The 20,758-nt window shown below is 40.3% G+C and carries 25 protein-coding genes; 3 read left to right on the plus strand and 22 right to left on the minus strand.

Annotated features, from left to right (window positions below; genetic code table 11):
* Window positions 1-74 precede the first annotated feature (74 nt).
* From bsdcttw_RS23780 to bsdcttw_RS23875, 20 genes are all read right to left on the minus strand, one after another.
* The gene (locus tag bsdcttw_RS23780; RefSeq protein WP_207726463.1) at window positions 75-2,003 is read right to left on the minus strand and encodes a substrate-binding domain-containing protein; all 1,929 of its coding nucleotides are present in this window, start codon (window positions 2,001-2,003) and stop codon (window positions 75-77) included.
* A 241-nt stretch (window positions 2,004-2,244) separates the two neighbouring features.
* Window positions 2,245-3,315, minus strand: a complete 1,071-nt coding sequence (locus tag bsdcttw_RS23785) for an N-acetylmuramoyl-L-alanine amidase (protein ID WP_185257237.1) — start codon at window positions 3,313-3,315, stop codon at window positions 2,245-2,247.
* A gap of 136 nt (window positions 3,316-3,451) precedes the next feature.
* Window positions 3,452-4,165 carry a glucosaminidase domain-containing protein gene (locus bsdcttw_RS23790; protein WP_185257238.1) on the minus strand — a complete coding sequence of 238 codons (714 nt, stop codon included), beginning with the start codon at window positions 4,163-4,165 and terminating at the stop codon, window positions 3,452-3,454.
* A gap of 4 nt (window positions 4,166-4,169) precedes the next feature.
* A complete protein-coding gene (locus bsdcttw_RS23795; protein WP_185257239.1) occupies window positions 4,170-4,439 on the minus strand; it encodes a phage holin family protein in 270 nt (89 codons plus the stop codon).
* Between the two features lie 20 nt (window positions 4,440-4,459).
* Entirely contained in the window at window positions 4,460-4,771 is a 312-nt protein-coding gene (locus bsdcttw_RS23800; RefSeq protein WP_185257240.1) for a hypothetical protein, read from the minus strand.
* Between the two features lie 39 nt (window positions 4,772-4,810).
* Complete coding sequence (locus bsdcttw_RS23805; protein ID WP_185257241.1) at window positions 4,811-4,951, minus strand: hypothetical protein; 141 nt, start codon at window positions 4,949-4,951, stop codon at window positions 4,811-4,813.
* A gap of 3 nt (window positions 4,952-4,954) precedes the next feature.
* Window positions 4,955-5,296 carry a hypothetical protein gene (locus bsdcttw_RS23810; RefSeq protein ID WP_185257242.1) on the minus strand — a complete coding sequence of 114 codons (342 nt, stop codon included), beginning with the start codon at window positions 5,294-5,296 and terminating at the stop codon, window positions 4,955-4,957.
* Window positions 5,297-5,305: 9 nt separating this feature from the next.
* Entirely contained in the window at window positions 5,306-7,630 is a 2,325-nt protein-coding gene (locus tag bsdcttw_RS23815; RefSeq protein ID WP_185257243.1) for a pyocin knob domain-containing protein, read from the minus strand.
* A 4-nt stretch (window positions 7,631-7,634) separates the two neighbouring features.
* Window positions 7,635-8,162, minus strand: coding sequence for a putative phage tail protein (locus bsdcttw_RS23820; RefSeq protein ID WP_185257244.1), 528 nt, complete (start codon window positions 8,160-8,162; stop codon window positions 7,635-7,637).
* A 1-nt stretch (window position 8,163) separates the two neighbouring features.
* Window positions 8,164-9,219 carry a baseplate J/gp47 family protein gene (locus bsdcttw_RS23825; protein WP_225903741.1) on the minus strand — a complete coding sequence of 352 codons (1,056 nt, stop codon included), beginning with the start codon at window positions 9,217-9,219 and terminating at the stop codon, window positions 8,164-8,166.
* Window positions 9,219-9,614, minus strand: coding sequence for a DUF2634 domain-containing protein (locus tag bsdcttw_RS23830; RefSeq protein ID WP_185257245.1), 396 nt, complete (start codon window positions 9,612-9,614; stop codon window positions 9,219-9,221). Before bsdcttw_RS23830 ends, bsdcttw_RS23825 begins: the two co-directional genes overlap by 1 nt.
* On the minus strand, window positions 9,611-9,841 hold the full coding sequence (locus tag bsdcttw_RS23835; RefSeq protein WP_185257246.1) for a DNA helicase: 231 nt from the start codon (window positions 9,839-9,841) through the stop codon (window positions 9,611-9,613). Before bsdcttw_RS23835 ends, bsdcttw_RS23830 begins: the two co-directional genes overlap by 4 nt.
* Window positions 9,838-10,779: an XkdQ/YqbQ family protein gene (locus tag bsdcttw_RS23840; RefSeq protein WP_185257247.1), complete on the minus strand. Its 942-nt coding sequence runs from the start codon at window positions 10,777-10,779 to the stop codon at window positions 9,838-9,840. Before bsdcttw_RS23840 ends, bsdcttw_RS23835 begins: the two co-directional genes overlap by 4 nt.
* Window positions 10,776-11,450 carry a LysM peptidoglycan-binding domain-containing protein gene (locus bsdcttw_RS23845; protein WP_185257248.1) on the minus strand — a complete coding sequence of 225 codons (675 nt, stop codon included), beginning with the start codon at window positions 11,448-11,450 and terminating at the stop codon, window positions 10,776-10,778. The genes bsdcttw_RS23840 and bsdcttw_RS23845 overlap by 4 nt, the downstream gene beginning before the upstream one ends.
* Complete coding sequence (locus bsdcttw_RS23850; RefSeq protein ID WP_185257249.1) at window positions 11,450-13,384, minus strand: tape measure protein; 1,935 nt, start codon at window positions 13,382-13,384, stop codon at window positions 11,450-11,452. Before bsdcttw_RS23850 ends, bsdcttw_RS23845 begins: the two co-directional genes overlap by 1 nt.
* A 184-nt stretch (window positions 13,385-13,568) precedes the next feature.
* The gene (locus bsdcttw_RS23855) at window positions 13,569-13,970 is read right to left on the minus strand and encodes a phage tail assembly chaperone (protein WP_185257250.1); all 402 of its coding nucleotides are present in this window, start codon (window positions 13,968-13,970) and stop codon (window positions 13,569-13,571) included.
* A gap of 133 nt (window positions 13,971-14,103) precedes the next feature.
* Window positions 14,104-14,580 carry a phage tail tube protein gene (locus tag bsdcttw_RS23860; protein ID WP_185257251.1) on the minus strand — a complete coding sequence of 159 codons (477 nt, stop codon included), beginning with the start codon at window positions 14,578-14,580 and terminating at the stop codon, window positions 14,104-14,106.
* Between the two features lie 17 nt (window positions 14,581-14,597).
* Window positions 14,598-15,641 (minus strand): phage tail sheath C-terminal domain-containing protein, encoded by a 1,044-nt coding sequence (locus bsdcttw_RS23865; protein ID WP_185257252.1) that lies wholly within the window; start codon window positions 15,639-15,641, stop codon window positions 14,598-14,600.
* Window position 15,642: 1 nt separating this feature from the next.
* Window positions 15,643-16,053, minus strand: coding sequence for a phage tail terminator family protein (locus tag bsdcttw_RS23870; RefSeq protein WP_185257253.1), 411 nt, complete (start codon window positions 16,051-16,053; stop codon window positions 15,643-15,645).
* Window positions 16,038-16,502: a hypothetical protein gene (locus bsdcttw_RS23875; RefSeq protein WP_207726464.1), complete on the minus strand. Its 465-nt coding sequence runs from the start codon at window positions 16,500-16,502 to the stop codon at window positions 16,038-16,040. The genes bsdcttw_RS23870 and bsdcttw_RS23875 overlap by 16 nt, the downstream gene beginning before the upstream one ends.
* Before the next feature lie 383 nt (window positions 16,503-16,885).
* Between bsdcttw_RS23875 and bsdcttw_RS23880 the strand changes: the two genes are divergently transcribed.
* Entirely contained in the window at window positions 16,886-17,209 is a 324-nt protein-coding gene (locus tag bsdcttw_RS23880) for a helix-turn-helix domain-containing protein (RefSeq protein WP_185257255.1), read from the plus strand.
* Between the two features lie 18 nt (window positions 17,210-17,227).
* Window positions 17,228-17,689, plus strand: coding sequence for an ImmA/IrrE family metallo-endopeptidase (locus tag bsdcttw_RS23885; RefSeq protein WP_185257256.1), 462 nt, complete (start codon window positions 17,228-17,230; stop codon window positions 17,687-17,689).
* 97 nt (window positions 17,690-17,786) lie between these two features.
* Here the strand turns inward: bsdcttw_RS23885 and bsdcttw_RS23890 are convergent, their stop codons facing one another.
* Both bsdcttw_RS23890 and bsdcttw_RS23895 read right to left on the minus strand, forming a co-directional pair.
* Window positions 17,787-18,344, minus strand: coding sequence for a GNAT family N-acetyltransferase (locus bsdcttw_RS23890; protein ID WP_185257257.1), 558 nt, complete (start codon window positions 18,342-18,344; stop codon window positions 17,787-17,789).
* 122 nt (window positions 18,345-18,466) lie between these two features.
* Window positions 18,467-19,777: an alpha-L-fucosidase gene (locus bsdcttw_RS23895; protein ID WP_185257258.1), complete on the minus strand. Its 1,311-nt coding sequence runs from the start codon at window positions 19,775-19,777 to the stop codon at window positions 18,467-18,469.
* Between the two features lie 150 nt (window positions 19,778-19,927).
* Between bsdcttw_RS23895 and bsdcttw_RS23900 the strand changes: the two genes are divergently transcribed.
* On the plus strand, window positions 19,928-20,749 hold the full coding sequence (locus bsdcttw_RS23900; RefSeq protein WP_185257259.1) for an AraC family transcriptional regulator: 822 nt from the start codon (window positions 19,928-19,930) through the stop codon (window positions 20,747-20,749).
* The last annotated feature ends 9 nt before the right edge of the window (window positions 20,750-20,758 follow it).

A 20,758-nucleotide genomic window follows, 5' to 3' on the forward strand; every position in this document is an offset into this window, starting at 1 on the left:
GCAGCAACTATAAGGGCAAGAATCAGGAATGCGCGGTTCTTGCCCTTTTGAGAATCAGTATTTCTTATACCCCTTTAGACTCTTTGTTCAAAGATCTTAAGGTTGCCTGCATTCACTTCGTAGGTTCCGGTATCCATTGACTTCTGGACTTGTTTGCCGGCAAAGACGTCTACGAATAATTCAAGCGGAACACTTCCCCATACGAAAGGCCTTTGTGCAACTGCTGCATTGATACTGCCTTTCTTCATATGTTCTGCTACTTCCTTGGTAAAATCTATGGTGACAACTTTAACATCCAGTTTATGACTTTCCACATATCTGGCGTAGGCAAGTCCCCAGCCGACATTGGTGGAGAAGAAGAGTTTCGTATTCGGATAATCCTTTAACATCTTCGATATTACCCTCTCTGATTCTTCCTTCGAAGGTTCTCCCATAACACCGACCTGATGTACGGTAATGTTCGAATTCTCCTTGAGCTCCTTTACAAAGCCTTCTGCTCTTTCTTCAATGGACGCCAGTTTATAGTCGGTCCACATGCCTACAATTACTTCTCCCCTGCCGTTAAGAATCTGGTTTACAATCTTTCCGGCACTTCTTCCGCATTGCAGGGTATTGGTACCGATAACCGATTCATGGGGAATTCCCTTAACAGGAGACTGGATAAAGATTACCTTCACCCCTTTATCCGTAAGTGCTTTCATTTCTCTTGCTACGCCCTCATCTTCAATAGGCGAAATTGCAATTCCGTCAAAACCGCCTACGGATATCCTCTTCAGGATATCAATCATTTCCTTTGTGCCCTGTTCGCCTCTAGCCTTCGGAGCAAATACTTCCGCATCCATATCCAGTATTTTAGCTGTCTTTTGTGCTTCTTTGGCAGCTGGTTCCCAGAAAGGATCATCCAAATCCCACACCAGCGCAATCTTTTTCTTCTTTTTCACTGTCGCAGAGGTTTTTATGGAAGAGGAACTGCGTTCAATTAACGAAACCTTATCACATAATTCCCTTGTCATCTTAACAAGAATGTCAGCCATACTATTTTGGCTGATTGTAAGAGAAGCGACTTCCTCGGTGGTAGCGGAAGATTCCTCTACTACGGCAGCAATACTGCCAAGGGCTTCTATTAAAGTACTCTTTTCCTTTGTAAGCTTTCCAACTTCTTCACCAAAATCCTGCTGCTTCTTAATAAAGATATCCGCTGTATTATTAACCTGTTCAACAGACTCAATTACTTTTCCGACAGCATTATTCTGCTCACCAAAGATTGCGGTAGAGGATGTCATTACACCTCTTAAGTTATCCAACTGGCTGGTTATATCCGATAAAGAACTGCTGATATTTTCGCTGGCTCTTCTGCTCTCCTCGGATAATTTCCGTACTTCCTCTGCTACAACGGCAAATCCTTTACCTGCCTCGCCGGCTCTGGCAGCTTCAATGGAAGCATTCAAAGCCAACAGATTAGTTTGAGAGGCAATACCGTATAATACTTTAGTAATCTCTGTTATGTTCTGGGTTTTATTTAAAAGGGTATATATTGACTCAGAAATCTCTTTCATAACCCTTTCATTCTTTTCCTGATTTACAGACAGGTTATGGATAGCATCCTTCCCTTCTGCATTTACTTTACTCATATCAAAGGCAAGTCCTATCAATTCCTTTGACTTTAAGTCCATCTCATTGATTTTCTCTGAGAGATGATCGGCAACTCCCATACACCTTCCGACATCTTCTGCCTGGGTCTGTGCCCCCTGGGCTATGTATTCGGAGGAATGTCTGACACTCTTGGAAGCATCAACAATTTCCTCAACTACGCCTTCCAACTGACCGGATATTGATTTCACATTATCAAAATCATTACGGAACCGGGTAAAATATTTCCTGTAATTATGATACATATCATTCTGGTCCTTATCTTCGCTGCTGATAAATTCATTTTCAAAATCCCAATTCAGCATCCTCTGAATTAAAATTGGGCTTTGTAACTTCCTGCTGCTCTTTAACATGTCAGTCCCCCTCTATTTTGATATTATTTATTGTAGCACCAACTTAGTGGTATTTCAATTATTTTCTTGAATTTGTATCTTTTTTAACGGGATTTTGCGTTTTTATTACCAAATATTTTGTCATAAAATGATGTATTTGCACAAACGTTTTGTATTTATTTTACTTTTATCATTTTTTTCTTGTATATTTTATCTAAAACCGGCTGAAAACTTTTCGTTGGGTTTTCTGCCGGCTCCTCTCCTAATTCTTTCTTCCTTTGGATAGTGCAGTTATGGTATTACTGCCTGCACTAAAGCCGGTATCCTTGCCAGTCTGATTCCAGCCGAGCTTCTCCCAGTAAATGAGTACGGCAATTCTGGTTTTATTTCCATAGTTTCCGTCAACGGTAAGAGGAATGAAGCTCTCTCCTGCCAAAACAGCATTTAGTTTTTCCTGGAGCCATTTGATATCGGTAGTCGAAGAGGTTCTTTTAATCGTCTTCGTCGGTGTATAAATCTCTGAAACATATTTTACTTTAGTATATTCACAGATACCTTTGCAGATTTCCTGGGCGGCTTCCTTCCAGTAAGCACTGCTTCCCATCATCTGCAGAGCCTCTCTTTCATTTGTCATAAAACACAGCTCACATAATATAGACGCTTTTGTGCCGAGATTCTTACAATTGCACATAGCCAGTGCCTGCTTATTAATTCCCCTGTTCGTTTGCTTCGTGCCTTGAACCAGGTATTTTAACACACTCCTAGCCAGACTTTCGGATTTCCCGTTGTAGGCGTTGTGAATATAGATTTCAACTCCTTCTGCCGAATTAAAAGAGGTTCCGTCACCGTATGCATTATAATGTATGCTGACAGAATAATCACATTTGGCATCACGGATAGTTACCTGTCTTTCCGTTAAAGGAGTATCCGGGTCATCTTTTGGATTGTCATCGTCAAAACCCGTCATAACTGTGGTAAAGCCACAGCGCTTAAGCTCTTGCACAAGTAGGTAAGCAACACCAACTGCTGCCACATGTTCCCTGATACTATCACCTTTTTTTACATCGGCTTTTCCGTCTTTATTAAAATCAACATCCGTGGGAACCGGAGGTGTTCGTTTTCCGGAAGTGTTATAACCATGTCCTGCATCTACTGCTATTTTCATTGAATCTACCATAAGTACCAGAGTCTTGTTTAAAGAGGATCTTCTTATTCTTTTAGGCATTTCCCGGGTACCGCCACATTTTCGTGAAAAAGCTTCACAGAGTAAAAGAAGTCTTGTGGCACCTTTTCTTTTATATTTTCTTTTACTCCTATAGACTTCGTGCCTCATTTCCGGCACCTTTTATAATAAGCGGATATATTATTATATTTACCCCTGACAAAAAAGTTCATTTTTCACCGAAAATAAGAATGCCCTGAAAGCTGCTGCTCTTTCGCTGCTTTCAGGGCATTCTCATATGAATTATTTATCCTGCTGCCAAGGCTGCTTTGGTTTTGCTTCCTGCTTCCCATCCAGTATTTTGTCCATCCTTATTCCACCCAAGATACTTCCAGAACAGCAGCAGTGCTCCTCTGGTTTTTGCCCCAAAGATACCATCTACTACTAATTCTGTAAAGCCGCTTTTATTTTTCAAACAGCTATTAAGTTTGTATTGAAGCCAGATAATTGCCAGACAATCTGTTCCCGGTGTTATAGCTTCCTCCGGTCCACTACCGTATACCACCTGCAAATCATATTTCCACAGTTCATAGGTTTCAATCAAGCTGACGAGCTTGGTAGTGTAGGCGATATCTGTTGCCCAGCCGTCTTTTCTGATAAGGTTACAGGCTTCCTTATAATCTGTGATTCCTTTCAAATTGGAATACCTTGGGTACTGAAGGAAATCATAGTAACCTTTAATACCTTCTTTTATTCCGGAGTATTTGCGAAATCTGGCTTTTATAGTATACGGTACCCCTTCCGTTGTCTGTTCATCGGTGGTGTATTCCTTAAAGGCGGTACCACAGGTGCTGGACCACTTCATACCAAAATAGTTATAGCAGTCCTTTGCCAAGCCCGAATCTCCCCATCGTGATTCTAGGCTTGCCTGGGCTATGGTAAGACTTGGAAGGATGCGGTAACCGGGGTAATATTGAATGGCTGCAGCTGCAATAGCTTTTAGAAACTCCTCTTTCTTCATATACTCATATCTCCTTACCGTCTTTCTCTATCAGATTGCGCATAGCTTCATACAGTCCGGTACTTGCAAGGCCGCTAATCATACCGCCAAGGATTATGGACATATTAATTGCCGGAAGATTCGCAAGTATATTGATAATGGTGCCAATAACCAGCATGGCTGCGGGTATGTATTGGTTGTTAAAGTTCTTGATATTCTTAAAGGCGTAGCCTAAACACAAGCATATTCCTAAGGTAACCAAGTTAATATATTGTAGTAGAAATGTAATTTCCATTTGTTATACTCCTCTCTCCTTTATCTCAGGCCGATCTGCAGAGCAAGGAAGCCTAAAATAATTGTTATCATTCCGGCTGCCAAGAGCCATTTGAATTTATCCCATTTGTCAGCATCTCTGGATTCCAGCTTGGAAAGCCTCTGAATCGTTTCATTTAAGTCGGAGCGCATATATTTGGTTTCGATTGCCAGCTCTTTGATAGCTGTAACCAGGGAGTTAGTCTCCTTTATCTCTGCTTCCATCTCATCGAGACGAATCTTGTTGGACTTGGATCGTTCATCGACTTTAATGAGCGATTTTTCAAGCTCTGTTACTTTTTCTTCAATTAACATATATCACCCCTCATTTTATGAAAGGAGAGCCAATCCCTCCTATTTCATTAACTCCTTCAGCTCCGAATACTGTTCCTGGCTGATACGATTATTCAACAGAAATATATCCAGCTTATCCTGCATGTCCTCTTTCTCATAATTGCCCGACTGTATAATCTTTTTGCAGTATGTATAGGTCATCCTTTACACCCCCAATTCTATTTTTGATATGCGGTAATCCAAGTCTATCAGGTACTCTGTCTGTGTATCGATTTCTGATACAGTTTTTGGCATGGCGGCAAGTTCTGCGGCTCTTTCTGCTTCTGTAGTTTCAACGATTACTCCGTTTGAGTATTTATATAGATGAACGCCGGACAAACTGATTAAGGAAGGATTGACTTGCCCCAACAGTTCGAAATGCCGGCCACCTTCCTGATTGATACAATTATCATTTTCTTCCGGTTGTTCAAAGGCATCTGAAAAGCCTTTGATAATGCAATTATTTGTATCTAACCTAATATAATGCTTATTATAAAATCCTTCCATAATTACCTCCTATAGCTCTGCATCCAATTTAATCTGAATGCTATATCTAGCAGGGTAAACTGCGCCTGTAGCTGTAATGTAAAACGAGTCATTTTTAACTACATATTCAGTTGTAGTAGGAGTAACTCCTGCATTTAGTGACCATGTTCCAAATGTCGCCGATGGGTCAACTCTCAATTGAGGAGAAAGCACTCCAGAAATTGTCACTCTGCCATTGCTTTGGGCAATATCTACGACAGTAAAAATTTGGTAATACCTTTGGCATAAAACTAACTCCTCACCATAACTTCTTGGAATAAACGGTGTTGCATGGTCATTTACTTCAAGTTTGACCCAATTAATGTTAAGACCTTTTCCTATGGCTATCCCATTACGGAAAAATGTAACTATTATCTGTAATTGAGTAGCATTGCTTGCCATAGTTGCTGTTACAACCTTAGTACCTCCTGATGAAAAAGAACCAGAAAAATGTGAGGAAACGCCATCATAAAAGGCTATCTCTGCTGAAACACCAGCATCCAAAGATATGTTACAAGATAGTGTTAATGTTTTACCAGCATATTCTGCATAATCTTCTACATTTTGATATATTGGTGTATAAGCATTGGCACCCCCTACCGCATTATATTCTTCAACTCTTAATGATTTATATCCTTTTAAAACCTTAACATTTGAATCTACATAATTCCAAATTCCCCATCTATCAGATGAATAAGAACCATTAGTTGGAAGTGCAAATGTTGTTCCTCTCTGCCATACCTGGAAGTCTCCATTAATGAGTATGTTTGGAGCATATCCAGCACTTGGCCCCGAAACATAACTCCAGGATAACCATCCACCTGCTCCTGAATTTAGATATGGGTCAAAAACTCTCCTATAAACAATACCTGAATCATAAAATTCAACTTGTTGTACTGGATAACCAGTTCCTGTTCCAAAAAATACCTTCAGATTAAATGCATTTATTATAATAGATGGTATCTTGGGCATGTTAAGAATAGTTTGTGAATCTGCAGTAGTAGGGCAATAATAATTGCCTATACTCTTATATGTAGCCGCATTTAAATCTGCATTAGCAGGTATAACTATTCTTCCTATTAGACTATTATAAGATGTTAAATCAGTTGAAAGTGCTACTGCTGTACCATTTTCCTTAAGCCTGCCAGTACCTTTTGGAACCACATTCACATCTACATTTGTATCAGTACCGGTTGCTGATATTGCTGGTGCATTACCAGCTGTATTTGCTTTTACTGTCAGATAATTCACTGCACCAGCCACCGTATCCACAACAAAAGCTACCACTCCATTAACCAAAGCTCTAAAAACTCCGGTTCCCTTGGTTTTTACATCAATCCCAACGTTTGCATCACTTCCAGCAGCCTCAATAGACGGTGAGTTATTTGTGGCATTTGATTTCATGGTAAGTGAGTTCACTGCAGAAGCTGCAGCATCAAATACAACGGATACTACATTATTAACATAGTTCCTTATTGTCCCGGTTCCCTTGGACTTGATGTCCAAGCCGACATTTGTATCAGAACCGCTTGATTGAATGCTTGGCGGTACCCCCGTTGCTGCATTGTTTACTGTGATTTCATTTACAGCACTTGCAACGGTAGAAGGAAACCTTATTAATTCATTTCCGTTGGCATCTGTAATATATCCGGCAGTTGCAAATTTCGGAGTTGTCAGAATAGGACTGGTAAGGGTCTTATTCGTTAAGGTCTGTGTTGCAGTAAGATGCACAAGATTCGCAGCCAAAAGGCTAATAAGCTGAAAATTAGTACCATCATATACAGCACAGATCAAAGCGCCTGCTGTAATATCTCCCGACGTCAAAGCTACTCCGCCCGGTCTTACCAGTGATTTTGCTCCCAATGTGTTAACATTGATTGTGCAAGCTCCGGTATTTCCATTAACCGGCTTAAACCAAACCATCATGCCTGTGTAGTATGCAGATAATCCCGGCAGTGTCAGAACATAAGCATTTGTACTGCCTGTATCTGCCGAGAATCCCATTGCCGTTTCTGCCATAAGAATCCATCTGCCGGTACCAAGACTTGGTGCCACGATAAAGAAATCATCAGGCGTTGCTGCACTTGAGGCTTCATACCGGTATAATCCTAAGCCTTTACACAGTATTGTTGTATTCTCAGGAACTCCGGTTACCGCTTTGAGTTCTGACAGGGTTCCTACCGCTTTTTGCATCCTGTTCTGAGCTTCCTTTATTTCTGTATCAATAATATCAAAATTATTATTGATACCATTTATATTAACCAAATCATTCCCTTGTTGTTTCTCAAGGTTATAATAAGTTGTATGTTGTGCCATTTACTCACCTCACTCTTAATTGTTCCCATGTATAGTTTTTCGTTTCTGCCCAAGTCATATCACTTACATCCAACCAGGTATTAAAGGTATACTCGAAGGTAAAAGACAAATGAGCAGGTTTGATATCCTCTATCGTAAGTGTCAGATCCGCCATGTTGGCTGGTATCCCCTTAGTCCCTACAAACCTTACAACAAAACTGTTGTTATTAATATTCTCAATAACCTTAACCTCTCCATTGGAATAGGCTCTGGCGGTATCCTCAAGCATTTTTTTGGTTACCGTACCGGTTCCTCTTGCCTTTGCCAGAAGTCTTTCCCTTCGAAACCCCTCATTCTTTGTTACATCTACCGTAAGTCCATAGATTTTCTCATATCTGCTAAGCAGAGTGGTTGCTGTTCCGATAAAGCATTGGTCCAGTGTTTCCTGAAACTTAGCGGCAGTTTCTTTCGTTCCCTCTGTCAGAATGCCCTGGAGTTCTTCCATGGTTTTGTTCCCTCTGTAATAGGAAGGTAAATGTTCCATCAACTCCATATTAATTCACCCCCGACAGAGTAATCGCCCCAGCTATAGGTATCTGGGTGTCTTGAATAGGTATATTGGTCACACCATTATTCAATAAAAGATCTGTATAATCTGCTACTCCCCTTGTACTTAGAAGCAGGCTGCCGATTTTTGCATAACTGATGGAATAAGCTTCAAAGATAGTGCCTTTTAAGTATTCCGTTACAGCAGCTGTAAAATCCGCTGACACCTCACTTAAAAGCTTGGTCCCATCCAGAGTTATCTTAGCCGAGATTTTAATCTCCTTACTTGCAGGACTGGTTACCGTGACAGCGGCTCCTATGGGCCTTACCTCCTCGATATGTTCATACACCTTTGCTTCCAGGCTGGTATCAATGGATAGGCTGCTATCAACTATCATTACCTTCACTGTCCCATTCCCATTCCAAAGGGGATATATCTTAGCATCTCCCACACCGGGAACTTCAAGGGCCCATTTACGGTAATTAAAAGCATTACCGCTGGTGCTGGGTGACTGAACCAGGGTATAGAACCTGCTTCTAAGGTTGTCATCGTTTTCCTCTTCCTCACCGGCAGTAATAATATCTGTGAGAGTTGCGTTAACATCATTTATGTTATCAATATTCACAAGAGTGCCGCTATAATGGTTTCCGATTTCTCCTGTTTGTTCGCATTCCGCAGCATAGCTGTATGTGCCTGTAGAGCCCGATGCACCTTCACCGGTATTGTCTGTAAGTTTTGATATAATCTTGTAGGTTGTGGTTTCCAGCCCCCACCTGCTTCCAATTGGCACCTCTCTATTAACAGTCACCTTCCTGACTGCCTTGGTTGCCGCTTTTCGAACAATTCCATAATCGGAAACCACACGGTCCAGATACTCTGCAACCGCGGTATCCCCAAATACCAGATCAATAAAGTTATCCATGTTAAAATAATTCTGGGACAGTTCATAGGCACAAGGCGCAAGAGCATCATAGATAATGCTTCCCTCTCTCTTATCCACATCATTCGTCACACGGCTTAACATCTCCTCTAATATCGCTTCATAAGTCATAGCTTCAAACATTAATACGTCACCTCCTTTGTAACCTTCAAATCTCCATAAATACTTTTTACCAGAAAACTGACGTAAAGCTCATCCCCATTATCTTCAAATTCAAAATTGGTTACTTCACTGATTCTTTCGTCCGAGAGAAGGCATTCACTGATTCTGCGCTCTATTTCGATTACCACATAATCTGGGTCTTTTCCAATCAAATCCTCCAATGCAATACCATAGTCGAAACTGTAGATGGGATATTCGTACTTTTCCGTATTCAGCAGTTTAAATACCGCCTGTTGCAGGGCTTCTGCCTCTTTAAGAAAGCCTTGTATTTTATCGGGATAGAGAGCATATGTTCTGCTGACCTCTGCTTCCGCCTGAACTATCCCATCCTCTGTAAATGAATTTGCCGGAATCATTCTACCACCTCCAATAGATAATATTGCTGTCCACCGTGATTTCGAAGAAGCCTTACCTGTTTACCCATTGTCAGTTCCTTCTTCAAATTTCCCTGTATCAGCTCCAAAGGCAGTGTCAATCGGTCACTAATCTGTATTCCATCTGCTACTACTGTACCGGTAAGATACATAGATAGCTTGGCATTGTTTAGATAATTTTCTATTATTATTTTGATTTCCTGTATCATATCATTACCTCCAGACTCATTGTGTGAAGGGGCAAAAACTGATGGGTAACACTTTTAACAATAAGCCGATTGTCCAGCCCGATGTCAGAGATAACTGCCTGAAAGCTGGTGCCTGCCCTTACCTTGGTATTTCCAAGGCATTCAAGGCTTACGCTTTCCGCTTCTCTGTTATAGAGACCCAACAGACTATCGGCCATATCCTTAACCTGGGCACTGGTATACTTCTTATCAACCTTTTCAAAATATTGCAGAAATCCAAAGGAAGAAATGGACTTATCATCCTTTGCAACAGTTACGCTTGCTTTCCTGGCTTCCTCATCTACCGCCACCAGCTTAATCATGTTGTAAAAATCCTCATCAATGGATTTCTCATACTTATAGTCATAACAGAGGCTGGCATCCCCAAGTATCAGATTCAGATAAAGGTTTCCCATCTCACGAAGGGTCACCTTCCCAAACTCATCCCTTAAAACATACCACTTCTGCTTCGCTTTCAAGGTATCGCTGATGGAGGAATAAATAATATCAAGCCAGGTCTTATCTTCCTGAACCCCTACCGGAAGTACAAATTTCGCATCCTCTATGGTACCTTTGCTCAAATGAAAATAATTGCACATCTTATTGGTTATCGTAGAAACCGTATCTTCTTTCAGAAACAAGGTATCTTTCGCCTTGCAATAACGCAGCTGATCGTAGGCAGTAATGCTTATTTCCTTATCCCGCCCCCGGCTGATTTTAAAGACATAGCCCTGGAAAATACCGACACTGTTATAGGTAAAGCGAACAATACTTCCGTTCTTAATATCCAAATCCCTTTTTATGTAGGTAAAGTCCAGTTTGCTGCAGCCTTCATTCAAAGTCTCCTGAAAAGAGACTTTTGTTACCAGTTCACTGATGTCATAGATTTTATCCCCGGTCTTTACAATAAAACTTATCATGGAATCACCAGCTTCCATCCGGGCTTAATCAGAGCGGGACTTTTGATAATGCCCTTATTAGCGTCTAATATTTTTGTATATTTTGTACCGTCCCCGTAGTATTTCTTAGCTATACCGAATAGGGTATCCCCTGCCGCTACTATATGGTATCCGTTTTTCTTTGGATTTACTTCGTCCGATTTTCCTTTCGAAGCCTTTCCGGTATCTTTATTGATTTCATAATATGGAGTTTTATTAAAGTCTCTGTATTCTATGAGCTTAAAGGAAACATACTTATCTCTTTCTTCTCCCGCCTTTTCGGATATGGACATCTCCTCAATCAACACCAGGGTATTGATTCTGTCTTTATACAGAACCCCTTTTTTCGTAACGCTGCCTGCCAGAAATCTAATCGGTGTTTTTTTCTTACGCCATTTTGTAAGCATATCCAGGTAACTCTTTGCATCCAGGAAATCCTTTTCTTCCTTCACATTCACATAACTGTACATTGTGTGGGGAAACTCGCATTCGAAACTGTATTCTTTTAATTCCATATAGGTGGGAACTGCTATCTGCCCAAGCTTTAGAACATTATACTTCTCAATGGACTGGGTGTTGGTTACGTTGATTTCCTCCGGATTCGTCGGCAATCTATAAGTTGTTCCGCCATAGTCAAAAAATATTGCGTACATTAATATACCCCCTCACTGGCCATTGCAATCTGCTCTCTTAGTATCTTCTTGATTCTGCCTGCTACTTTATTGGCATCGGCAGTCTCATGAACATCTCCGAACTGTACTGCGATATTAGGCGCTAAAGAATTGGTGGAAACATTTGCAATATAATCACGTTCTGCTATATTTTTTAGATACTCTTTGTCTTCATCAGGAAGATTCACATTCATGGAACCATCGGCACCGGTTCCCTCTACTTTAAGAGTAGAATCGGAAGAATTTCCAGGCAAACTTTTAAATTCCTGAAAGGGCTGATAAGCCATGTTACCTGTAGGGTCCTTTACTGTATTATTACCCAACATATTACCCAAACCTTTTTTCGCCTTTGTTCCCAAGTTTGCAGAAAAATTGTAACTCTTAGTAGCAACATCACCATAATCCACTAATTTTATTTTTGGAACATAATCCTTATATCCTGATTTAGTTTTAAACTGATCATTTACCGCAGATAGACCATCTATCATTGTTGTCATCCCTGCTGTTAAATTAATCTTTTTCCCAGTTAGTTTATTAATAAGTCCCGAAATTCCTTTTGCTATACTCTCTATAAATTTTAAGGAGTCAATCGCCAAATTTAAAAACATAATTCTAACACTAGCTATCGGATTTCTAAAAAAATTGAGAAAAGAATTACCAAATGTGGCCACCATATTTGACATATAAGCAAAAGTATTAAAGAAGATTGCACCAATTACACCAATAAAACCACCAATAACACCGCATACCTGTTCAAAAGAAACTCCCATTTGCAATAATATTGTTATAACTGCCGTCAAAGCTCCAACCATTAAAAGAATTGGCCAATTGGCGGCCATCCATGCCGCTGCCTGTGCTAATATTGGCGGAACCATGGCCCAAAGTTCAGGTATTATCTCCCATATACTCTTCATCATCGATGCAAGAACTACTCCTCCAATAAAACCCAAAATAGGTCCAATGATACTCCAATTTGTTATGATAAAACCGCATATACTTGATACTGCATCCCCAAATATGTTCATAGAAGCAATTAGATTATCCACAAACTGCTGTATTTGAGGATTTGAAACGATTTCATTTATTTTTTCCAGAATGCCTGAGGCAGCCTGCAATGCCCCTTCTTTTAACTTATCCCACGTCTCTTCGAAGGTCATCTTAGTATTTTTGAATTGAGTATTAATATCTTTACTCATAGAAAACATAGCGTTTTTTATATTATCTGCTGTTAATTCTCCCTTATCTGCCATTTTATACAGTTCTGCTTCCGATTTCCCCGTATAACTTGTCAGAGCTTTCATAACAAAAGGTGATGTACCTGCTGCGGATTTCAAATCACTGCTTCCAACATTTCCTTTTGCTACACTGCTAATCATTTGATTCATCGCTGCCCCATGGTCATCCGTTCCTCCTGCCACAACGGCTTTTTGCATTAATTCTGCAAAAGCAATTGCTTGATTATTATTTTTAAAGGTATCACCGGATGCCGATAGTTTTGAAACATAGCCTGCCATGTCTTTATAAGAGCTTCCCGAACTTCCCGCCGCTGCTGAGACTTTAGAATGTAGTTCTTCATTAGGTTGTTTACCGTCGTTAACATTATCTAGTTTTCTGTTTGATATAATAAGACTATCTGACAGGTCAAGAACTTTTGTTACACTCTTTAAGTTCTTAACCGCTCCAACTAAGACTTTCATCTTTCCGGTTAAATCTTTGAACTTGCTTCCTGCTTTTGATGCACTGTCTTCTACATCATTCAAAGACTCTTCTATTAGAACGTTAACAGCCAAAAAATTATTTGTGACATTATTATAATTTCTCATCGTTCTTTCTAATACTTCAAAATTATTATCTATTTTTCCTATTATTTCAAAATTATTATCTATTGTTGCAAGCATTGTATTTATATCTGCCATTACCTGCTCCTCCCTCCTTTCATCTTTATTTTGTCCGCTTCTCTTTTCTCCGATTCCACCCTGGCTAGGATGCTGGCATAGACGAAGGCCTTCTCCCTCTGACTCATGGCATCCAGAGCAGAGGGCAGAATGTGGAGTTTTTGAAGTGCAAAGTGCGCCAGATTAAATTCAGCATCACCTTGCGTTATTCGTTTTTTGCTTCTTCAATATCCTCATTGATGTCCGTGTCCAGTCCGCTTAAGGTCTGTACTTCAGAAGCAAGAGTAGCGTATTCTCCCACCAAGAGCATGTTCTTTAAGACTTCCGTATCACCAAGACCATACTTTTCCTGAAGTTTCGCATCATTTAGGTTAGGAAACACTACCGCACAGGCGGTAAGAGCCTGTACATATTCCGTACGGTTGAAATTCTCTGCTCCTTTTTTATCTTTTCTGGTATATTTTTTGATAAGAAATTCATTTTCTTTTTGGGTAATGGGACGGATGATGAAAGGAATTACCTTTCCCTCTTCCATAAATCGATTGGATACTACTACTTCCTTATTCTCAACCTGTACGGGATTTAAAAATGCTTTTAATGAACTCATATTTTTCTCCATTCTGCCATCTATGAGGCATATAATTTACTTATGCTTATAAGCGAAACACTTCTCAATAATTCTTTCTCACAGGCTGCATAATTCCCTGCTGCAGCCTGTATATGTAAACCATATCGGTCTATTAAAAGCCTTCCGGATTATTAAAATATTTCATATTGCTTATACTGTCAAAGGTAAAATCTGTGTCAACCGTTATAGGGTCATCGGATTGGTCATCAAGACTGGCAACCGGTATAGTCTTTAACAGTACATTATTTAACATTACTTCCTGTCTGCCAGCACTGGACTGAGGGTCTTCATTAACCACTCTGATACTAATAGTTCCAAAATTCCCATTGCTTAAATACCCTATTGCCAGTTTCAACATATCGGAATTCATAAAATACATAGTCATACTGCCGGTTCCTTCCGCACCTACTATCTTGTGCTGAGTCATGCGGTTACCAAGCATTTTTCTTGTCTGTACAGTTAAATCCAGCTGTGCCTTCAAAGTAGAAACCTCAAAGAGCGGCCTGGAAACACCATTAATTATAATAAAAGCACTGCCTTCCTTTGCAGAAATTGTATCTGCTAATCTTAAATATTTATTATCTGCCATGATTTTCCCTCTCCTTCTTATGATAAGCTAACGGTCATATACATCTTCTCGATGCTGTCGACCGGCTGGATATAACAGTTAATTACAACGGCATCGGCATCGGTACCTTCTTTTACTTCCACATCTTCCGGGGTGAAATTCTTGATAGCGGAAAGCTCCTCAAGTCTTCCAAAATACTGAATTAATGTGGCACGCAGAAGAGATCTTCCGTCATTGTTATTATTCATGGTGCCTACGTAATTGGATTCGAAAATCTCTGTAATATCATTGTTGATACCGTTCAATGTGCGGATAACACGGTTCTTGGTAAATGCCTTTCCCTTATCTGTTGTCAGAGTAGTAAGGGAGTTAACATCGTAGACTGCCGTTACATTCTGCACGGTATCCACCTTAAAGATGAACTTTCCGGCGGTAATAGCACTTTCCATTTCTGTTTTTGTCATACGGGGTACCACATCAATGGCACCGACGTATTTCTTACCGGTATTGGACTGGCTGATCTTTGCGCCTGCGGTGACACCTGCTACCCAGGCGGTGGCTTTAGCCGGAGTCAGAACCGTCTGATCGGATAACTTCACGCCATGGGCAACATTGATGATGTTTTCTGAGTTTCCGGCGAAGTTAGCAAGCACCGCCTGGATTCCTTTGCCTTCACTGGTTACTACTGCTGTTACCCAGGCTGCAATGGAAGTCTTAATCGTGTCATAACCTTCTCCGTCATAGGGGTAAACAAGTACATCAAAATCCATGGTCTTAGCTGCTTTAAGTGCTTCCTCCATCTCCGTACCGGTATGGGCGGTTCCAAGGTTGTACACCTTCACGGTACTTGCTCCTTTTAGGGCTTCTCCTGCTAAGAAGCTGTCCTGACTTGTGATTCCGTCAGGGTAATCATTGTCTGTAGCTGTTACGGTATAGACTTCTCCCTTTGTACCTTTACTTAGTTCCTGTAATAACAGAACCGTCCCTCTGTCCCCCGGTGTAATGGATAAAGGCGCATTGGTTAAAAAGTTAATATATGCACCAGGTAATATTTTATTTTGGTTGTTCCATGTTCCTGCCATGTTAATCCTCCTTTATATTGGTTGATAATTCTTTTTGTTCCATCTTTAAATCTGCAACTTCCTCTGCAACCGTATATTGTGTTTCAAATGTAAAATGCAGTATGTTTTGGGCTGTAGCGGATTTCTTTCCCTTAAGCCGATAGCCTGAGAGCTGGAAACCTTTTAACAGCGCCATTCCTTTCTGGTAGCAGTCATTATTTGCCTGTCCGGTTAGGTCACTGTAATAGGAAACGTCAAAGGATAATAGATAACCCTTTCTTCCTCCCAGTCCCCTTCCCTCTGCCGCACTTATTGTACTGATTAAAAAAGCAGGCTTCTGGTAATTCTCAGGCAAATCCTCCTCATACACCATAACTTCCGGGAATAGCTCTGCAAGTTTTGCTTTTATAGCATTCTTTAAATCTTCGCCCATGACTGCCCTCCTCCATATCTTATTTTCAGGAGCTGTTCTAGTGAAACAGCTCCTGATAGGCTTTTTGTACTCTCTGTACTTCTTCCTCTGCCCCAAGAAGTGTTCATTTTTTCAAAAATAAGCTCTGCATATTTATAGGAAGAAAGCATTTCTGATAACATCGAATATATGAATAATTCTTTATACCTCTCCTCTTCTTTCTTCTTATCCTGTTCTGCCTGCCATAATAGCTTCAGCATTTCTTCCTTTAACTTCTGATTGATAAGACTATTACCTCTCATTTCATCAACTTGTGATTTCTGGTGCATAACCTGCCACTCCAGCTCTTTTCTCTTTTGGTTAATCTCGTCAAATCTGATTTTTGGAATAAAAGCATTCTGTTCTGCTTTGAATAATGCCAAAACTTTTATTGCATCAATTGCTTCTTTTTCATAAAATGACCCTCTCAAATACATTTTTTCACATGGTTTAGTCCAAGGTAATTGATATTTTCTTTTACGTCTGAATTTCTGAAAAGACGATTTATTCTAACGTAATACGTAAGTTAAGGATAAACTACTCCCTTTGCAAGCTCCGTTCCTTTGTTATATGTTAAAAAGTTGTATGAAGCTTTCCCAAATCATAAATCTATTCAAATCAGATAGCTTGCTGGTACTTCTTTCTTACTTATTACGTAAGTTCATAATAACACGTTCTTTTTTTCTTGTCAATACGTATTACGTAAGTTTTTTAAAAATATTTTATATTTTATTGCTTAACACGTAAGATTGTGCTATAATAAGCTTATCAAACATCGGATAAGTTGTACAAACTATTAACAGGAGTTGAGTTTATGTCTAATTTGCAGGAAAGAATAAAAGAAAGAAGATCGAGCTTGGGATTGACTTTGCTGGAAGTGGCGGACCAGTTAGGGATTAAGGAAGCCACTATGCAGCGCTATGAGAGCGGAGAGATTAAGAATATCAAGCATGAAACAGTAGTCAATCTGGCAAAGATATTCCATTGCTCGCCATCTTATCTCATGGGGTGGGAAGATAATATCGTTCCGACCGTTGCGGCCCATAAGGAAGACAATGAACATTGGACGGAAGAGGAACTTCACAAGATTGAAGAATATAAGAAGCTGCTTCTGGCAGCAAGGGCAGGAAAGCAGTAACAGTAAGGGGAGATGTGAATGACATACGAAGACTTACAGACAAAATATGATTATCTGTATATAAAAGAAATGAATCTTTATGAGGTAGAAGGTCTAAAGGGTCTATATGTTGACGGCTGCATCGCGATAGACAAGAACCTCAGCACTGTTGAAAAGAGCTGTGTCCTGGCTGAAGAGATAGGGCATCATCTTACTACGGCAGGCGATATTCTTGATCAGTCTATAACTGCCAACAGAAAACAGGAATACCGCGCACGTCTTGCCGCTTACGATATTCAAATAGGTTTAGAAGGCATTATTCGTTCCTATGAAGCCGGCTGTAACAATCTTTATACCATGGCAGAGTATCTGGAAGTAACAGAAGACTATCTGCAGGAAGCACTTAGTGCTTATGAAAGTAAATATGGCATCTACGTTGCCTGCAGAAATTATATCATATATTTTTCACCCTGCCTCGGAGTCTTAAAGTGTTTTGAATAAGAAGGGAGCACCGATATGTTATTAAAAAAGAAGCAATCTGTATTTCTTTCACCATTAAATTGAGTAGCGAAGAAAACAGACTGCATCTTTTCATATTCTATAGTTTTTTCCAATCATTCCTTACTATTCCATAGCACGCCAGATCACAAATTCCGGTATTATTTTTACCGCCTTGGCGTCTGATACCCTCAAAAATGAAACCGCACTTCTCCATAACCTTTCCGGACCCAGGGTTCTTCGTGTCATGCCTGGCCTCCAGCCGGCCTACCTCCACTTCAGCGAAAAAATAATCTCTGATTGCCGTAAGCGCTTCCGTCATAATGCCCTGTCCCCAGAAATTCTTTCCAATGCAGTATCCAACTTCAACAGCATTGATATGTTCAAATATATGAACCGCCCCAATGCTTCCGATAGCTTCACCTATGCTTTTTAGTTCGATGCACCATTGGTAGGTCCCAGGCGCTTTGGACTCCTCTTCCCACAATACAAGAAGTGCTCTGGTTGCTCTGGCACTCTCATGGGGTGGCCAAGTCAGGAATTTTACCACTTCCCCATCACTTGCCCAGTTCTTATACATATTCTCTGCATCTGATACCCGGAAAGGTCTAAGCAGTAATCTTTTTGTTTCCAATACCTTTGTACCAATCAGTTTCATTATTACCTCCGCAATATTCTATTGAAGCTGCAAAGCCGCTAATTGGAAAGTGTATGAAACCTTCTTTATCCGGAATTTTTCCTGCATAACGGTCTTGTAATAACCATTATATTCCTTAGACGTCAGGATTTCAATTCTATCTCTATTACCGTATCTCTTTCATCGTAGAGTTTTGCATTTTCCAGCTCTACAAAGGCATCCTTTTTATGATCTTCCCCATTCCAGGGCCTTACCAGTCTTAATTCGGATCCATCTTCTAAGAATCGAACCTTTTTCACTTTCCCTTCAAGACCCGGGAAACGAAATGCTCCGACCCTCCTATCGTAAATATGGGCATATAACATATTCCCCCGTTGTGTGTATCTTCCCCACTCCGGTTTTTCCAGCTCGCTCTTTCCACAGCCGTATATGCTATCGGAGTTACCTTTCATCCACTCACCGACTTCTCTTAAGATGCCAATACTTTCTTTCGGGATTTCTCCCTTGGCATTAGGTCCCACATTAATCAGCATGTTTCCATTCTTGCTTACACATTCCACCAGCATATGAATGACATTTTCCACCGATTTATATTCCCAGGCTTTATTCCTTACATAACCCCAGTTCTCATTCAGAGTAAGGCACAGTTCCCAGGGAATCGACCTTCCAAGCACATCCAGAGCGTCTCCGTCCGGCATCATGCACTCCGGTGATACAAAGTCTCCGGCATGTAAATCCGGCTCTTCCTTCCTTGCATCTCCTCCAAGTCGATTATCGATTACAATATCCGGCTGAAGCTCTCTCATCATTGTGACTAATTCCTTCGCCTTCCAGGTCTCACCTGACATATGTTCAAACTCTGTGCCTTTTAACCTTTCATTGTCATACGAAAAGTCAAACCACATGATATCAATCTTGCCGTAATTGGTAAGGAGTTCCCTGACCTGATTATGAAAATACTCCACATAGTTCTTCCAATTGTGCTCTGCTCCTTTAAAGCTCTCCTCATCTCTCATTGGATGCTGCCTGTCACCGTAATGAGGATAGTCCGGATGATGCCAGTCAAGAAGAGAATAATAGAATCCAATCTTAATGCCTTCTTCACGAAAAGCCTCCACATATTCTCTTACCAGATCTCTCTTGCATTTGGTATTAGTGCTCTTATAATCCGTATAAGCTGAATCAAACAAGCAGAAACCGTCATGATGCTTGGTAGTAAGCACTGCATATTTCATTCCGGCTTCTTTGGCAAGCTTCGCCCACTCTTTGGGATTATATCTTACCGGGTTAAATTCTTCAAAGTAGCTGTCATAATCCTCTGCTGTGATTTTCTCGTTACTTTTTACCCATTCTCCTCTGGCAGGAATTGCATACAGTCCCCAATGTATAAACATCCCAAACCTTGCTTCCAAAAACCATTCTGTCCTTTTTGCCCTTTCTTCAAACAATCCCATACACAGATCTCCTTCTCTTTTTTCTATATTTTTACCAACTCATATAATCCTTCTTGACAAGGTCAGTTTATCATTACTATACTATTTATGTAATGCAAAATACAAACGAAAACTTGAAAAAAATTAACCTGTATGAAGAGAGGTATTTCCATGGACACATCCTGCATAAGCTCTTTATCCAATTTATCCATTGATTACTACTACGGTGGATATTCTCATCTGGGAAGGTCCTGGAAGGACTATGATGTTATATGCCCTTTTTGTAAAATCTACTATATCATAGAAGGAGAATGCGAAATTAAAATAAAAGGAACGCCTTATATGGGAAAACGCGGGCGCATGTTCTTCCTCCCTTCCCAGGTAAAGCATTCCTTCTATCATATCAATGATAATTTTATTACAAAATATTGGATTCATTTTGATATCAAATCCAACGAGGGCAATCTCTTAAAGCACCTTAACCTGCCTTTTTATATTGATGTAGCTGAGGACAGCGGCATTGTACATAATTTTTTGGATATCTTCCAATATTCCAAAGACAATTCCCTCTCATCTATTCTCCGGCTAAAAGCTGCCATACTCTCCTTATTCTCCGATTATATCGAAGCTTCCGGTTTAATTCCGAAAGCCTTTTATCCGGAGAATAATTCCGATTTTAATGGAATTATAGCCTATATCAATAACAATCTGGAGAAAAAAATAACCTTGGAAGATTTGGCAGCCAGAATGCATATGCATCCGAACTATTTTATCCGCCTGTTTAAGAGTAAAATGGGCACTACTCCGCTAAATTACATCAATACCCTTAAGACCGAGCGGGCAAAGTCTCTTCTGGAAAACACCATGCTCCCCGTCTCTGAAGTCATGCTGCAGGTGGGCTGTGAAGATTTAAGCTCCTTTTCAAATTTTTTTAAGCATTATACCGGTTATAATCCTCAGAGCTTTCGAAAGAGCTTTGGCTTGAAGCCTTAATCCGGTTAT

Origin of the sequence: Anaerocolumna chitinilytica, from assembly GCF_014218355.1 — a bacterium.
Classification (GTDB): domain Bacteria; phylum Bacillota; class Clostridia; order Lachnospirales; family Lachnospiraceae; genus Anaerocolumna; species Anaerocolumna chitinilytica.

Bases quoted from the DNA above. Each gene is read 5' to 3' on its own strand.
- bsdcttw_RS23780 (WP_207726463.1), bottom strand. From the start codon at position 2,003: ATGTTAAAGAGCAGCAGGAAGTTACAAAGCCCAATTTTAATTCAGAGG.
- bsdcttw_RS23785 (WP_185257237.1), bottom strand. From the start codon at position 3,315: ATGAGGCACGAAGTCTATAGGAGTAAAAGAAAATATAAAAGAAAAGGT.
- bsdcttw_RS23790 (WP_185257238.1), bottom strand. From the start codon at position 4,165: ATGAAGAAAGAGGAGTTTCTAAAAGCTATTGCAGCTGCAGCCATTCAA.
- bsdcttw_RS23795 (WP_185257239.1), bottom strand. From the start codon at position 4,439: ATGGAAATTACATTTCTACTACAATATATTAACTTGGTTACCTTAGGA.
- bsdcttw_RS23800 (WP_185257240.1), bottom strand. From the start codon at position 4,771: ATGTTAATTGAAGAAAAAGTAACAGAGCTTGAAAAATCGCTCATTAAA.
- bsdcttw_RS23805 (WP_185257241.1), bottom strand. From the start codon at position 4,951: ATGACCTATACATACTGCAAAAAGATTATACAGTCGGGCAATTATGAG.
- bsdcttw_RS23810 (WP_185257242.1), bottom strand. From the start codon at position 5,296: ATGGAAGGATTTTATAATAAGCATTATATTAGGTTAGATACAAATAAT.
- bsdcttw_RS23815 (WP_185257243.1), bottom strand. From the start codon at position 7,630: ATGGCACAACATACAACTTATTATAACCTTGAGAAACAACAAGGGAAT.
- bsdcttw_RS23820 (WP_185257244.1), bottom strand. From the start codon at position 8,162: ATGGAGTTGATGGAACATTTACCTTCCTATTACAGAGGGAACAAAACC.
- bsdcttw_RS23825 (WP_225903741.1), bottom strand. From the start codon at position 9,219: ATGTTTGAAGCTATGACTTATGAAGCGATATTAGAGGAGATGTTAAGC.
- bsdcttw_RS23830 (WP_185257245.1), bottom strand. From the start codon at position 9,614: ATGATTCCGGCAAATTCATTTACAGAGGATGGGATAGTTCAGGCGGAA.
- bsdcttw_RS23835 (WP_185257246.1), bottom strand. From the start codon at position 9,841: ATGATACAGGAAATCAAAATAATAATAGAAAATTATCTAAACAATGCC.
- bsdcttw_RS23840 (WP_185257247.1), bottom strand. From the start codon at position 10,779: ATGATAAGTTTTATTGTAAAGACCGGGGATAAAATCTATGACATCAGT.
- bsdcttw_RS23845 (WP_185257248.1), bottom strand. From the start codon at position 11,450: ATGTACGCAATATTTTTTGACTATGGCGGAACAACTTATAGATTGCCG.
- bsdcttw_RS23850 (WP_185257249.1), bottom strand. From the start codon at position 13,384: ATGGCAGATATAAATACAATGCTTGCAACAATAGATAATAATTTTGAA.
- bsdcttw_RS23855 (WP_185257250.1), bottom strand. From the start codon at position 13,970: ATGAGTTCATTAAAAGCATTTTTAAATCCCGTACAGGTTGAGAATAAG.
- bsdcttw_RS23860 (WP_185257251.1), bottom strand. From the start codon at position 14,580: ATGGCAGATAATAAATATTTAAGATTAGCAGATACAATTTCTGCAAAG.
- bsdcttw_RS23865 (WP_185257252.1), bottom strand. From the start codon at position 15,641: ATGGCAGGAACATGGAACAACCAAAATAAAATATTACCTGGTGCATAT.
- bsdcttw_RS23870 (WP_185257253.1), bottom strand. From the start codon at position 16,053: ATGGGCGAAGATTTAAAGAATGCTATAAAAGCAAAACTTGCAGAGCTA.
- bsdcttw_RS23880 (WP_185257255.1), top strand. From the start codon at position 16,886: ATGTCTAATTTGCAGGAAAGAATAAAAGAAAGAAGATCGAGCTTGGGA.
- bsdcttw_RS23885 (WP_185257256.1), top strand. From the start codon at position 17,228: ATGACATACGAAGACTTACAGACAAAATATGATTATCTGTATATAAAA.
- bsdcttw_RS23890 (WP_185257257.1), bottom strand. From the start codon at position 18,344: ATGAAACTGATTGGTACAAAGGTATTGGAAACAAAAAGATTACTGCTT.
- bsdcttw_RS23895 (WP_185257258.1), bottom strand. From the start codon at position 19,777: ATGGGATTGTTTGAAGAAAGGGCAAAAAGGACAGAATGGTTTTTGGAA.
- bsdcttw_RS23900 (WP_185257259.1), top strand. From the start codon at position 19,928: ATGGACACATCCTGCATAAGCTCTTTATCCAATTTATCCATTGATTAC.